The organism is Flammeovirga agarivorans, assembly GCF_012641475.1.
Taxonomy (GTDB): Bacteria; Bacteroidota; Bacteroidia; order Cytophagales; family Flammeovirgaceae; genus Flammeovirga; species Flammeovirga agarivorans.
Genome location: NZ_JABAIL010000003.1, coordinates 1,047,801 through 1,064,159, shown reverse-complemented (window position 1 = coordinate 1,064,159; position 16,359 = coordinate 1,047,801). Strand labels below are relative to the sequence as shown.

Genomic DNA, 16,359 nt, shown 5'->3' with positions numbered 1-16,359 from the left:
GGTAGGCGGTGTTGATACCTATGTATTTAAAAAGTTAAAGAGGTGAGGAGTGGGGTAGAAAACCCCATCTCCTGAGTACTCCTTATTTTTTCAAGACTTTCAAGATCTCCTGATCTTCTCCGTTCATCAACATCTTATAGAGGTACATACCACTATTTTGATTTTGTAAATTAGAAGGGATAAGATGAGGACCTGCTGGAAGTCGTTTATTCAAGATTTGTTTGATTCTCTGACCTTGAATATTGAATAGTTGAATATCCACCTGTGTAGATTCTTCAAGTTGTAATTCAATATTTGTGATATCTGAAGTAGGGTTAGGATATACTTTAACAGAGAACTCTGTTTCACCATCTATATTAGTGATAGAACCTTCAACTATCACATAGATAAATTGGTAACTAAATCCTCCATTAAAGTCATCTGCACCATAAGCCAATACTGCGACACCTTCTTCTTTCGGGATAATGATCACTTCATCATCACCGTAGGCTACTTCAACAAATTCTGGATGGAAGTTTTGAACGAAGTATCCTAATTGGTCGTTATCTGGATCCGTAACATTGGTTGGTAGAGAAATCATTTCCAAATCACCAAATGTTGCATTCATAAATAACTCTGGAATTACTGCAACAACAGGAGGTCTGTTTGTATTCTCTACTAGAAGCTTCAACTGATGTACTTGTTTAGCTCCTAAATCATCCATGACAGATACTTCAAATTCATATTCTCCGGCATCTTCAAAGCCAGGAGTAAGTACAATCTGAGCAATACTATCATTGATTATTTCCATCTTACCAAAATGTAAGGCTGTATCAATATCGAAAGTAAGTACTCCACCTTCAGGGTCAGAAGCCATAAGGTTAAATGTGGCTTTCTCATTTTCTTTAGCATATAAGTACTCTTCAATTTGATCTGGAGTGTACTTAAAGATGGGCTTCTTATTACCATCAATAAAGAAGTTTACATCTTCATTTCCACTAAATGGATCGTTAGATGAGATTCTTGTTACTGCTAAATAGTTACCATCTGAAATTTTAGATAAGTCAACAGTACTTTCTAATACTTGTTTAGAGTTTGGTGCTACAGTGCCAGATACTTCATCAATACTAAACCAACCATCAGGGGCAGTTAAAGTCAATGCTCTAGTTTTCCAGATTCTCTGTTGGTAAGTATCATAACCCCATGAATCACCGCCATCGAAACTTACAAGGTGATCGTTAAAGTCATAATCATCTGTATAGTCTAAATCAAAACCAGCGTTGAAATACCCTGGAGGGTGGTGAACTACTACCCAATACTCATCGTTCGATTCAAGGAAAATAGGCTCTTCTAATGCCAGTAGCATCCATTTCGCACCTGAAGTAATATCAAGAGTAAAGTTTTCTAAACCAACCACTTCACCTTCTTCAGGAGAATCACCACCTTTTATTACCTCTACTCTTACAGTGTAAACTCCATTATTGATATAATCAACATTAGAACGAATATGAGTAATTAAGAATCCGCTTTCTGAGGCAGTATATCTTGTTGCTACCGATGTAGGTTGACCACCCAATGACGCCCAATATCCTTGTGCATTTTGATCATTATTATGTTCGTATGTTAATGAATCTGCAAAAACAGGAGAGTCATCATTTCTATCATAATCCTGACCTTGAGTAAGTTTATAGATAATTTCAGCATTAAATTCTAATGAAGAATTACCCCTATTTTCAACTACTATCTGATGAGTTTCACTTTCTTGTCCTTCAGCTTTGATTCTTACATCTTCAGTATCAACTACTAAAACTGGAGGGTCAACTAATTGGCCCGAAAGCTCCGTGTTGAATGTTTCTCCATTGGCTACCCAAGTGATATTATCTGATAGTGTTGTCAATTCATCAGGAGAATAAACTAAGACTAATGTGTCTGTTGACATTGGAGCAACATCAATAGGCGTATACAAGCTTCCTGAGCTACTTGTAACCAATCGGCTACCATTCATCAAAACAAACTCGTAGTCTAAACCTTTGTTGTAGTGTAATTCAGTTACTTCAAAAGATTTTGTGCCATTGTTTTTGATCATCATCGTATCGTAATACGTAATATCTTCTTGGTAATAACGATTACCCATTGCAATAGCATTATCTACTTCTGGAGAAGCTTCACCAGTAACGTTGATTTCTACAGGAATCTCTACTAATGAGTCAGCAAAGCTACTGTTAGAAAGTAATTTTAAGGTATCAAAATACTGTCCATCAAATAAGCCTGATGCACTGAAACTAACATCAAAAGTTTGTGAATCTCTATTGTCTAATCTTCCTTTTGCTGGAGGTGTGAATGTAATGATTCTGTGATCGTCAAATGGTACCTCATAAATAGATTCCCATTCAACTCCATCTCTGCCTAAATCGATAACATATTTTTCATCGCCACTCTCTAAGCCAAAGTTGAATTCACCATCGTAAGAATCAACATCTTCGTATACAAATTGGATACGACCGTCTTCATGTAAGATCGCTTGGAAGTTGGCAGAACCACCTACACTTTCTCCCCAAGAGTGGATCATCATGTGCCATTCGAAGACTACTTTATCATCATATTTCTTGATATAAAGACCACTGTTTTCTACTACTTTGTTGACTGTAAATAGAGCCCAATGTGGAGCAATTAATCCACTTTGAGAGTCTTCATTTGTGAAAATAGGATGGGTGTTGTTAGTTCCTACTTGTGGTTCTTCAATAGCAACAAAACCATTTTCATTCATCCATGCTTTCGAGTATTCTTTACCGAAGTAAGAGAACTCAAATGGAAGATCAATTTCATAGTAAGCATCTGCTTGTACGGTTACATGGTTTTCTTCAGCCACAATACTAGTGTACTGATATTGCACATATCCGTATTCATCTTCTTGTGTATCTACAATACCATATTCAAAGGCATTGGTATCTGCTGCAGCCACTGTAGAATAATCTAATTCTTCAAAGCTAAAGCCTCCTCTTGCTAATAATGTATACCATAGGTCCTGATCATCCGATTCATTCGAAATCTCAAAAGATTCTGTAGTCTTTTCACCAGAATTTATATTGATTTCAATACTAGCTACATCAGCAGTAAGGTTAGGGCTTTCTAAAGAAATACCTTCTAAAGTAATTTCAGTTTCCTCACCGTTAGAGAATACCATCTTAGTGGTCTCGCTATCAGTCCCTTTTGATAAAGGATTGTAATTCACTAGAATCTTATTCTCTGATTGAGGAGCTACCCAATAAGGTAATTCCAAATCATGACTAAATGGATCATTAAGATTAAATGAAGTGATCTCAACACCTTTACTACCATCATTAGTGATGGTAATTTCTTCTTGGTAGCTGGCATTCTCAGTCACAGAACCAAAATCTACATCCTCATTATCAAAGTTGATATCTTCTTCTCCATTTACTGTTAAGTCTATATCTAACTCAGTATAAGGGTCGATACCATTATTGAAAACAAATAATTTATTTCTGTGTACTCCATCAAAGAGGTTGAACTCTTTGTGGTTTATGATTACCTCTAACTCAACTTCTTCACCAGATAATAAAGTACCTTCCGAAGGTGTGACAGATTTAACAAATGGTTTATTCTCATGTCTGTTAAAACGGATCACTAAGTTATCCTTAATCGGAGATACATAGTCATGTTCTTTCTTGTTTTGCGTACGATCTTGAATTGTAATACCATAGTCTTCTTCCATATTTTGGAAACCAACTAAACCTTGTTTGTAGGTTTCAAGACCTTCAACATCTTTGTAGCGGTATTCAAAATCACCATTATCAAATAATACAATTTGTAAGGTCATTTCACCATCATCAGCACCATGGTCTCTTACTTTATGGTATTGAACAATAAAGCGATCACCTTTACTTTCATAATAGATTTCTCCACCACTAATACCAGTTTTAAAATCTACCATCGGATCAAAGTTGAACCACATAATTGCCATACCGCCTTGAGCAGAATTGGTATATGGGAAACTGAAATCACGGGTTAAACTAGTCCATAGTTTACCGAAACCTACTACACCATCTGCATTGATATTGATATGATTATAAGTACCATCAAAATATGGGAAATCCATATCCATCGGGATATCTAATGCATTATTATAACCTTGTGTGATATGTGAAATAGGAGTACCTGTACGAGAGATATCTTCGAAAGCACCTTCCATAGGCCCATCAGCTTCGTCAGAGGTAATGTAAGTATACATTGAAGAAACTCTTCTAGGATCATCTACATCACTAGCAGGATAATTACCATCATTGAACATTTCTCGGATATCGTATTCATTACCAGAATACTTTTCATACAAGTCAGCAGGAATATGGTAAGTCAAAGGATAATCTCCAGTATTAGATAATTTTACTGTTACAGTCGTTTCATCCTCTTCTTCATAATCAACTGTTTCCGTTAAGTTGGTAGATGATAAAGTTGCAATAGAAGGAGATGCACAGTTTGCAGTAACTAATAGCTCTACGTCACCAATGTTTGTTTCAAGCGTGATTGTTCCTTGTTGCATACCCACAGACTGAGGGGTATAGCTAAACGCTAATTTTCCTTCGTTTTGTGCTGTGATAAATGTAGTATCATCCAAGATCAATTCAACACCGCTAATTGTTGAAGTACCATCATAGATTTCGAGATTACCATAACCAGAGTTTTCAATCTCAATTTCATGATACTTCTTAACACCAACGAAGCAGTTTTCAAGTGCATTAATTTTTTCAAATTCTAAATCTGCCGTTTGACCTTTTACCATTAAGTCCACATAAATACTTGCTGCAGGATAGTTAGGATCATTAGTGTAAAAACCAATTGCACTTTTGTGTAAACCATTCACAAGTGTACTAGGATCTAACTTCAATATAGGATTACTTGTCGAATTCGGTTTTACAACTCCTTCATGAGGATCTAGATATACCCATGCACCATCATTACCAGTACTTAATGCTCGAACTTTTAAGTAGTAATATACCCAAACAGCTGTATTTTGTGCATTTTCAAAAGTTCTACCTGAGTTTCTAGATACCCAGAATGTTTCTCCTGGCCAAGTTCCAGATAAGTTACAAGTGATAGGATATTGATCACCGATAGGGTGATGCATCACAATCCAGAACATTTCACCATCTTCGAATCTGAAATTTCTTGTTAGAGGGACTTCAATCCAACCTAAAGTTGAATCTTGAACCATGTATTCTTGCGTATGAATAGTTTCCGCCTCAGTCGGTTTTGTTCCTCCTTTTCTAATCTCGATGATAATTGGATCATCAGTATTAGTAGCATAAACAAAAGCTGCAACATGAGTTAAGTTGAATGTATATCCTCTTGTTACTTCAAAAACAGTAGCATGAGAAAAACCAACTGTAGTAGGAGATTCAACACCTAATACATTATCAGGCCATTGATCCCAATCATATTGTAATCCAGAGCGGTAAACACCAATTTGTTTTAAAGTATCAAACTGTTGATCTCTTGTTAAAGCTTTACTAACGATATTGGTAGTGATACCTTCATTGTTAGGGGAAGCATAACCTATTTGAGACTTTTCTTCTGCTTTGTATAAAGTAATATGAGGTAATCCTTTCTCATCAAAAGAAATTTTATTCTTTGTATCGACAACGAAGTTCACCTTTGCCAGATACTCATCTAAGCTTTCTTCAGGGATATAACCATAGTTCTTAGCATAAGAAGTCCATTCTAAAGTACCATTCTTAATATTTTTGATGATCACTGGCTCTTCTAAATAAGCTTCTTTCGTTACATCTATTTCTAGAATGATAGAATCTTGCTCTAATACTAGGCGAGGAGCATCTGCAGTTGTTACTTTTAGAATATTTGAACGCTCTGATAGATTTCCCCATTTATCCATTGCTTTAACAATGAAGTAAAAATCTTTCTTCTCTCTAGTGTTTCCGATACTTAAAGTAAATTCTTCTCCCGCATTTAAAGCGTTTTCAAATACGTATGGAGTGATATTTTCATAAGTATCTTCTGTTAGTTCAACATCACTAAACCAAACTTGGAAGTGTGATGGTTTCTCATCATCCTCATCAGTTGGTACTTTCCATGAAACATCAAATGAATCATGTGAAATGTTTTCAGCATATAATTGAGGAGCATTTGGACGTTTATCAGCATTAACTGATAATGAATTAACTGCATTGAGTATACCTCTACCCACTAAGCCGTTCCAATACTCATGCATATCACTTTCAAACGGATCTGAGAAGTCTACAATTCTCTGTTTTAAATCCTCAGGAGTGAAGTCATCACCACCAAATTGAGAAAGAACTAATGCTGCTACACCCGAAACATGTGGACAAGCCATTGATGTACCTTGCATAAAAGCATACTTGTTACCTGGTACAGTACTTAATACACCTTCAATTTGTGTTTCGAATAATGAACCACCTGGAGCCATAATATCTACCCAAGTACCATGTGTTGTATATCCTGTAGGGTGATTTGATGCTTGAGAAGCGGCTACAGCAACAACATTATCATATCTAGAAGGCCAAATCTCATGGTTTTCTCCAGTATTACCTGCAGAGAAGAAAACGATACCGCCTTTCATTGGAGAATCTTCGTATTGTCCGGCCTCTGCAATAAAGTAATCAATTGCATCCAATACTTCTTGCTCATAATATCCTGTTGATGTATAAGACCAAGAGTTTTGAGCAATCACAGCACCATTATCTGCTGCATAAACAAATGCATTTGGAACACCAGTAGAAGAACCTGTTTGAAGGAAAATTTGACAAGACATCAAGCGAGCTCCCGACTCTTTTGAACCATCACCACCTGCTACACCACCGACACCAATGCCATTATTGTTTCTTGCAGCGACTGTACCACCAACGTGAGTACCATGATCTGTTGCTGAAGCATTACCTCCAGAAACGAAATTATAACCATTGATATCATCCACATAACCGTTTTGGTCATCATCAACACCTGGTTCACCGTTTGCCTCTGCTTCATTAATCCACATCGCATCAACTAGGTCGTCGTGAGTAACGTCAATACCACCATCAATAATGGCGACAATAACATCATTTGTACCCGTAGTTGTTTCCCATGCTTTGAACAAATCGATATCGCTATCTGCTGTACCGATAATATCACCATAGTTTTCATAATGCCATTGCTCATGAAGAAATGGATCATCAAAAGGCATGGTATTTTGTACTCTTTGGCTAGAAGAAGCGGTATGAGGTACTAAATTGTTAGGCTCAACATAATCTTTCGAATAGACTGGTTTTACAATTTCTGCAACGCCAAGCGCCTCATATTGATTAATCATTGCATCAGTAGAGATGTTTTGATCAAAGCGGACTTCATACCATTGATGAAGCTCATATTCTCTATGTTTTGCTTCATGCTTTGGAGAAAATGGGAATAAACGTTTGAATGTTTTTATTCCTAAATTACTATTGAAATTGTCAATTTGAGTAACACCAGTCTGATCAATCTGTTGATTCATTCCTGACGTTTCTATTGTCTTAAATTGACGTATTGTTTCTTGCGTAAACTTAATTCTAATTTTTCCTTTTTCAACAGCAGGTTGCTGTGAGAAAGAGGGGTGTATTAAACACATTAGAGTACCCAGAAGTAATAAAAATCTATTTATCATAGTGATTAGGTTTAGCGTTGGATGTCTCTAATATATCTTACTGATAATGCGTAGTAAGGGATAAAAATCGCGATACCTACTAATGGTCCATCATTGATTTGGAATGCCTGAGGGTATTCATCATCTAGAGTGGCACCGTCACTTAATCTTACCCAGTAACGTCCCATTTGTTCTAACTGACCAAATTCTGGGCTGTTTCTGTATTCCGGCATTTCGAAGTAACCTGCTAACTCTAAGTCAACACCACTTTCGCCACCTTTTCTTAATGCATCGCCAGCATAACTTTGTCCGTTAAAACGTTCTACTAATGACCACCATTCATCATAAGATGGGATTCTCCATCCTTCAGGAGCAGACAATGCAGCGGCATTATAACTATAAAGTTTACCGTATTTCCTTCTGTCTTCATCCGATGAAACTATATGACCTGTTTCGTTGATAGCTTCCGCTGCCTGGCCATAATACCAAGCAGCTTCACCTACATAAGCATCGAAGTCATAGTTTTCAGCCATCCATTCTACATTACCAATTTTGATGGTTTTGTATGTTTTATTATCTCTTGCATCTGTCCAAGAACTGTGGATACCGCCAAATGCGATGATCACAGTATCTTTGTCAGAATAATCACCATGTGATACGCTCCATTCTAAGTGATATTCTTCATTTTGATTACCTGTGAATAAAGAATTAGGAAGTTCTGGTGTGATGACATTTCCTCCTTCACCTTCGATAATTCTCCACATTCCTGCTGCACCTTCTTGGTGATTGGCTTGCAAAGTGAAAAAATAAGGAGCTTCTTTTGTGATGATACTTAAATTATCTTCACCAGCATCCGCCTGTAAACTATCGAATGTAACAGTTACTTCATCACTTACTTCTTTAGACCCATAAGTATGAGTATAAGCTATTGTATAGGTATGGTTGGGAAGACCTACAAATTCGGCATTTGGGTCATTGACATCACTAAATGAACCTGTAGAATCTTCTCCAATCATATGCCAAGTTCCAATAGCACCATACTTTGCGGAATCCGCTTCTAAATGAAGAGTAAAAGAATCAGATATTGTATCTGGTAGGATAGTATAAATTTCGTTTTTCATGGGTAGGAACCCGATATCAACCCAATCAGTTGCGTAAACACTTCCTTCTCTAAGTTCCCACTCTAAAGTATACAATTCACCAGGCTCTCCTCGGAAAATAGTGCTAGGAGAGGCGGCAGAATCCAAACTGCCACCTACACCTCTGACTACTTTCCAAGAACCAGTTTGTCCTTCAAACAACTCGGTTGTTGCGATTTGAGCCTGATAGCCTTCATTTACCAATTCAAGTTGATCACTCCCAGCATTAGGAAAAAGCGAAGGCAAAGCCTCTTCCTTACTGCAGTGTGTCATCAGTAGGATGGTAAGCAAACCACTGACAGTATATTTATTTAGTAATTTCATTAATAACCTTGGTTTTGGTTTTCCTCATTGATTTCAGTATTTGAATCGATTTCGCCTTGTGGAATTGGGAAAGTTAATCTGTAGTAATCATTGTCTTCAGGTCCAAAGTTCCATTTTGCCCAATGTTGACCTTCTCTAACAAATGCTTGATTACGTCTCTTGATATCAAACCATCTGAACCCTTCACCGAATAGTTCTCTACGTCTTTCCTCAAGGATTACATTAACTAATTCTTCTCCAGAGGCAGTAGGTTTAACGGCGCCTCCGTTGGCTCTTTTCATTACTTCATAAACTGCTTCGATAGCGGCTTCATCGTTACCTAATTCAGCTTCTGCTTCAGCTTTAATTAAGTACATTTCAGAAGCTCTAATTTTAATCATGTGCGCATTTCCCAATGCTTCATTATGACCAAATTTTAATACGAGGTAGTTATCAGCATCAATCGGTTCATAGAAAGTGAAGAACCCTTTTCTGATATCCGCATCATCGAATTTGTCTAAGAATACTTCATCTGCTCGAATTGAAGAATAACCATATTCAGGCCAGTAAAAAGAAGGTAATGAAAGGTAGATATTGTTATCTGTTCTTGTGTAATCCAGATAAAAAATGGCTTCTGGATTATTGTCAAACAACATAAATCCACCCCACATTTCTTCTACTGTCATCAATGATAGTCCTGTATAGGCTTGTTCTGCATACTCACTGGCTTTTTCCCAGTTTTCTGTAAGGAGGTATGTTCTTGCTAATAAAGCTTGAGCACCTCTTTGATCTAAGAATCCTTTATAATCAGATTCTGTCATATTTTCTACTGCATAAGATAAATCTTCGATGATTTGATCGTAAACTTCTTGTGTAGAAGCTCTACCAAAATCTTCATCTTCAGCAGCTGCAGGAATTGTTCTTAAAATAACACCATCACCTTCCGGAGCTTTATGGTAACTGTCTGCATACATTTGAATTAAATGAAGGTAACAGTAAGCTCTTAGAGCTTTTGCCTGTGCAATTAATTCTGCTTTTTCAGACTCAGTTGCTTTTGGAATGTTTGGTGTATTATGGATGATCATATTGGCGTCATAAATCACTTTATAACCTACAGCCCAAGGGTTGGTTACCCATTGGTAGTTGGCCAACATTTCCATTTGATATACTGAAACGAACCACCCCCAGTTGTTATCAGAGTTTATCATCAAGTCTTCACCCATCACATCATTCATGATTGGTACATAAAGACCATCAAAATAAGGAGAACTTAATTGATCGTATGCTCCAACTAAAGTAGCTTTTGCATTATCTAATGATTCAAAAGCGACATCTGGAGAAACTTCTGTAGAGGGTTGGTATTCTAAAAATTCGGAACATGATGTAGCACCTAACATCATAACCGCTATGAAAATTTGTTTGATATATTTCATGATATGATGATTAAATGCCAAAGTTGAATCCTATAGAATAAGTAGCAACACCTGGTACATTATCGTTCGTAGTACCTGATAATGCTTGTTCTGGATCGAATCCATTGAATTTAGATAAAGTCCATAAGTTCTCACCAGAGAAGTACACTCTTAAACTTGAAATATGGATCTTTTCACAGGCATGTTGAGGTAAATTGTAACCGAAGTTCACATTCTTAAGACGCAAGTAATTACCATTTTCAAGGAATCTTGTAGATGATAAATGTCCATTGTCTTCATTGTTTACAATATACCTTGGTACATCTGTATACTTATTATCAGGCGTCCATGCATTGGCTGCAACTTGTGCTAAGTTATAGCCAGGGTTTGCACCATCATGCATATTTTTAGCATAATCAGAGTTATAAATTTGACCACCAACACTGAAATATAATAAGAATGAGAAGTCAAAGTTTTTATACTTGAAAGTGTTGGTTAAACCACCATACATTGTTGGTAAGGCAGAACCATTGACTACTCTATAAGCATCCTCATACTCGCTTGTTACCTGTCTTCCTGAACCATTTGGGTCTTCAAATGCTGACTCTGGAGCTTCAGCATTTTCATCATGAGTATTTTCAACGTTTACATACCACATTGGCTGACCTGTTTCAGGGTTTACACCGGCCCACTCTCTTAAGTAGAAACTATACCAGCTAATTCCTTCTTTTAATAAGTAATTACCACTTACTAATTGATCTGCGCCTATGTTCTTAATTTCTGACTTGATATTCGTTAGGTTGAAATCTGTAGTCCATGCAAAATCACGTTTTAAGATATTCTCTGTATGAAGTGTGAATTCAAAACCTTTGTTTTCCATATGACCGATATTGGTTAATACCGATCCAAAACCTTTAGAGTAGGAGATCGGTTGAGCATATAATAATCCATCAGAATCTTTGATGAAATATTCACCTGAAACACTTATTCTTGAGAATACAGAGAAGTCTAGACCAATGTTCGTTAACGTCATTTTCTCCCATTGTAAGTTAGGGTTTTCTAACTGTACAGGAGTCATACCTGGTGCATCACCGTAGTTACTACCTAAAGTATATAGTGCTAGATAGTTGCCATCGCCAATCTTATCATTACCAGTTAAACCATAACTACCTCGTAATTTCAATTCATCTAGCCAATCAACAGTATTTAAAAACTCTTCTTGACCAAGTCTCCATGATGCACCAACCGAAGGGAAAACACCAAACTTATTGTTTTCACCGAAACGAGAACTACCATCTGTACGAACGGAAGCATTAAGGTAATACTTAGAACCAAAATCATAAGATGTCTGTGCAAAGAATGATAACAAACTTCTATTACTTGTATATGAAACTGCAGCTTCTGGTTTAGCACCAATACCTAAATGAGGATTTCCACCAATACCAAAGTCTGTAGATTCTGCATAAAGACCATCGCTATTTACAGAATAAGTTTCTTGACCTCCCATTACTGTAAAGTGATGTCTTCCATAACGATTTTCCCATGTTAAAACATTAGACCAGTTTAAGGCCATGCTTTGATCATGAGATTTAGAACCACGGCCATTCACACCCGAACCATTACCATGTTCTGGATTGTAATAAACTACACCATTTGAAGAGTTGTAGTTAATTGAACCTGTAGTTTTGAAGTTTAAGTTTTTAGTAAAATCAAATTGTAAATAAAGACTCGACGATATGTTATTTCCTTTTGTGTTATAGATATCTTTTTCAATTAAACCAATAGGGTTAAAATCTAATACAGCTGTGTTGTACCAATTGTATTCCCCATTTGGTAAATAAATAGGAGTGGTAGCATTAATAATTTCTACTGCTCTTACAGGGTTTGCACCTGCTGTGCCATTTGGCTGTGAATTTTGAGTGTAAAAACTAATTGTATTGTTCGTTCCTACTTTAATAAAAGGAGTGATCTGATGATCTAAATTAATACGTCCTGATACTCTATTAAAATCCGTTCCTTTTACATGACCTAACTGATCGAAGTATCCTAAAGAAAGGAAATAATTCGATTTTTCCGTAGAATGACTAAATCCAATATTATAGTTTTGAATTTGTCCTGTTTGATACAATGCATCTCTCCAGTCAGTATCTTGTACAATCTTAGCCCCAGACAAAAGGTTACCATTATAATCAAATGGGTTTTCCATATCATATGGATTCCATCCTGATATAGCTTCTACATTCTCTTGAGCATATTGTGCTGACTCTTGTTGTGTTTTACCATTCAAATAGAATTGGTTATTAAATAAACCATTCCATGTTTGTTGGTAATAATCAGCTGAGTTCATTAGTGGAGTTCCTTCCGACATTAATTGAGTAACACCTACTTGTGCATCAACAGTTAGTCTAGAATGATCTTCTCTCTTGCCAGCTTTAGTTGTAACGATAATTACACCATTTGCAGCTCTAGAACCATATAATGAAGCTGAAACAGCATCTTTTAATACAGTCATAGATTCAATGTCATTGGGGTTTAATGTACCAATACCATCGTAAGGTACACCATCAATTACATATAAGGGTGATGAGCTTGCACTCATTGAACCTACACCTCTAATACGTACTGTTGGACTTGAACCAGGTTGACCTGAACCTGAATTCACTTGTACACCTGAGGTAGATCCTTGCAGTGAACTTGCAGCTGAAGCTACGGGTCTAGCTTGTAAAGACTCTCCAGAGATTGTTTCTGCGGCACCGGTAAAGGCTTTCTTGTCAGATGTACCGTAAGCAACTACTAACACTTCTTCAAGTTGTTTAGAGTCACCTTCGAGAGTTACTTCGAAATAAGATTTTGTTCCTATTTCGATAATTTTGTCTTGCATCCCAATAAATGAAAAATGAAGCTTGTCAGTTGCTTTATTTACCATTAATGAAAATTCCCCATCAATATTGGATGTAGTTCCGTTGGTTGTACCTTCTATCCAAATACTCACCCCTGGAAGAGGTTCGTTGGTTGCTGATTCCATGACAACCCCTTTAATTTGGGCTTGCTGTGCATGCACATCAACATAAAGACAGACGATAAATAACAGGAACATCCAAAATAGTTTTCGTTTGTTCATGTGTCAGATTGATCGATTAAAACTTAAAATTGAATTGGTGTCTGATCTCAATACTTCAATAGTGATTGATGCTTGCAATTAATGTATTGATTCTGGATTATTTGTAAATGATTGAAAAGATTAGTAAGTCATATGTAGAATTTGATGTCTCATATGATTTGAGACGTGTGTCAAATCGTACAATACATTGATATATAATTCCTTATGATGTTTGATTGTGCTTTGGGTAATACGGGTATTTAAATGGATTCTAACGATTTGATGAGTTGTTATTTATGAAAAAATCACTTTTTGAGCGTCAAGTTTATGTTATTTTTGAATGGGGATATATAATTTCAATGTGATCAATTTTACAAAAAGAAAGGTATTGAAATATTAAAGAGAAGATAACTTGGATATACTAAAACAAGTTACTTCTTTTGTGGCCCTAAATTAATAAAGTTATAAATTAAGAAGAAGTAAAAATGGATCTTAATAATCAATTTGATGCAGAGCTTGGTGATGATATTTTAGAAAATATAAAAGAGAATGGTTATCATATCGGAGTGATTGAGGGAGATGATTATTTACCAGCTTTTGCTTTTTCGATAGGACTGTATAAATCATATCAGCATCCTGAAATTATAGTATTTGGTTTACCGATGGAAATGATGAAGGTAACCATTAATACTTTATGTGATGCAGTAAAAAAGGGAACTAAATACAAGGCTAATACAGAGTATAATGATATACTCAATAAATTTCCTGTAAAGTTTTTAGAAGTCAATAAAGCTTATTATTCTGATTACTTAAGATACAATTCTTGGGTTTATGATCACTCTAATAATTTTCCTGCAGTACAGTTAGTATGGACAGATAATAAAGGAAACTTCCCTTGGGATACTGGATTTAATAGTAAATGGAAATTCAATCAACCTTTATTAGATAGAAATATAGATTTTAAATTCTATGAAGATAAAGATTTAGAAGTCTATACTACGAAATATACCTTCAAAGGTAATCCGATTCGATGGGTATATCATACAAAAGATGGAGGTTGGGAGTTTCATAGTGAAGAACATCCAGATTTTGAAGACGCTCAATCAATTCGTCTCTCTGAGTTGATAAAAATGGATCCTACTTTAAATCAACTTTTCGAATTAAACTATGGAAAGTTTGCTACTAGAAAGGATTTAAACTCACCTTGGGGAATTTATGACCATAATGAGGAAGACGAGTAGAGAATCAACTGATAATATTTATATAAATAAAGAGACTGCCTTATTCAATAAAGCAGTCTCTTTATGATTAAGAAAGTCTAGACTTTCTTCAAAGTCTTTTCTTTAAAACGCTTGGTTTGTTGAGTACCTGCATCATCAAAGTAAGTCAATTCTACTTCTTGATCTCCTTCGATAATTCCCGTTTCAACTTCTTGAGGAGTTTCGATATAGCTGTTTACAGTCATTGATGGTCCTCCAGAATTTAGCTGTACAACATCTCCGGTAGAAAATGATCTACCCTTTTTCTTTTCTAATTTAGCCATAGTTTGCTTTATTTAATTTAAATGAAAAATTTTAGTTTCTATGGGGATGTTCAGCAAAGTTTATACCATATAATCAGATTCTTAGTATTAAAGCCCTTGGATATATTGATCAAGTTCTAACTCATCTTCAATTTCCATTTTCTTTCTAATTCTATGTTTTGTTACTCGAATTGAGTTCGGTGTCGTATTTCTAATTTCAGATATTTCTTTATTTGAAAGATTAAGCTTGATATAAGAACAGATTTCCCTTTCTGTTTTACTTAAATTAGGACAAAGCTGCTCAAGACGGTCACTAAATTGACTATTTACACTTTCAATTTTTCCTTGGAGTAGCTCAATCTTTTCCTGTGACTTTACTTGCCTTTTCAGTTCATTAATTAAGCTATTAAGGTCTTTCTTTAAGTCCTTTGATTTTGAGATCTGATTTAAATCTTTGATGAGTTTATTCTGTAATTGCAGCTTCATAATGTTGTTTGCATTGAGCAACTCTATATCCTTTTTCTTAAATTCTAATTCCAGATCATGTTGCATTTTTTGTTGCTGTAGAATTTCTTCTGTTTGTTCTTCAATCTGTAAGTTTTTAAACCCTAACTCTGAATTGATATGTTTTAGCTCTTTGACATAGCTTTTCATATTTAGATCAAAATGAAGAACAATTAAAAAGGATACAAAGAAGACAGTGGATACATTATGTAAGTATAACGCTTTATGAAAAGAGTCTTCGTAAGTGAAATAGGGGGTCCAGTAATCATTATTCACCTCGATATAGGTATAAAGTGAGATGAGGGTTATAAAACAGATTACAGCATGGATTCTTTTCTCAAAAATAGTATTCAGAACAGCAGCAATTGGTATTAATAAAAGTTCTGTACCAACATCGGGGGTAACAACAGCACCCAACGTAATTGTAGTTGTTAAGAATCCAACTAACATGTATCCTGAAGCGATGTAATGCTTGTGTTTTATAAAAAAGAAAATGGCACCAACTAAAAGTGCTGTGACAAACTGTATTGTACCAAAAATATAATTGCCAGCAATAAAATAGAAGGGAATATAAATTAGAGTTGTAGCCAGTGCGAGATGAGTTAACCTTCTTAAGATTAATTCATTTCTTGGTAAATCAATTCCATCATCTAAAAGTAGTAGCTTTCTTACAATAGGGTGTTGTAATAACATATGAACAAGTAGAATTCCTTAAAAATTGTAGACGTAAAAAAATAGCATCATTGAAG

The 16,359-nt window shown here is 35.6% G+C and carries 7 protein-coding genes; 1 reads left to right on the top strand and 6 read right to left on the bottom strand.

What is annotated here, in order from left to right; translation table 11 throughout:
- Window positions 1-82 precede the first annotated feature (82 nt).
- From HGP29_RS12975 to HGP29_RS12960, 4 genes are read right to left on the bottom strand one after another with little or no spacing between them, the layout of a single operon-like run.
- A complete protein-coding gene (locus HGP29_RS12975; RefSeq protein WP_168882838.1) occupies window positions 83-7,651 on the bottom strand; it encodes a S8 family serine peptidase in 7,569 nt (2,522 codons plus the stop codon).
- 11 nt (window positions 7,652-7,662) lie between these two features.
- A complete protein-coding gene (locus tag HGP29_RS12970; protein ID WP_168882837.1) occupies window positions 7,663-9,093 on the bottom strand; it encodes an FISUMP domain-containing protein in 1,431 nt (476 codons plus the stop codon).
- The gene (locus HGP29_RS12965) at window positions 9,093-10,505 is read right to left on the bottom strand and encodes a RagB/SusD family nutrient uptake outer membrane protein (protein WP_168882836.1); all 1,413 of its coding nucleotides are present in this window, start codon (window positions 10,503-10,505) and stop codon (window positions 9,093-9,095) included. Before HGP29_RS12965 ends, HGP29_RS12970 begins: the two co-directional genes overlap by 1 nt.
- A 10-nt stretch (window positions 10,506-10,515) precedes the next feature.
- A complete protein-coding gene (locus HGP29_RS12960) occupies window positions 10,516-13,605 on the bottom strand; it encodes a SusC/RagA family TonB-linked outer membrane protein (RefSeq protein ID WP_168882835.1) in 3,090 nt (1,029 codons plus the stop codon).
- A gap of 464 nt (window positions 13,606-14,069) precedes the next feature.
- Between HGP29_RS12960 and HGP29_RS12955 the strand changes: the two genes are divergently transcribed.
- Window positions 14,070-14,825 (top strand): DUF4262 domain-containing protein, encoded by a 756-nt coding sequence (locus tag HGP29_RS12955; RefSeq protein ID WP_168882834.1) that lies wholly within the window; start codon window positions 14,070-14,072, stop codon window positions 14,823-14,825.
- Window positions 14,826-14,902: 77 nt separating this feature from the next.
- On the opposite strand, the gene HGP29_RS12950 is transcribed toward HGP29_RS12955, so the two are convergent.
- Window positions 14,903-15,127: a YodC family protein gene (locus HGP29_RS12950; protein WP_168882833.1), complete on the bottom strand. Its 225-nt coding sequence runs from the start codon at window positions 15,125-15,127 to the stop codon at window positions 14,903-14,905.
- 87 nt (window positions 15,128-15,214) lie between these two features.
- The gene (locus HGP29_RS12945) at window positions 15,215-16,303 is read right to left on the bottom strand and encodes a helix-turn-helix transcriptional regulator (protein ID WP_168882832.1); all 1,089 of its coding nucleotides are present in this window, start codon (window positions 16,301-16,303) and stop codon (window positions 15,215-15,217) included.
- Between the last annotated feature and the right edge of the window lie 56 nt (window positions 16,304-16,359).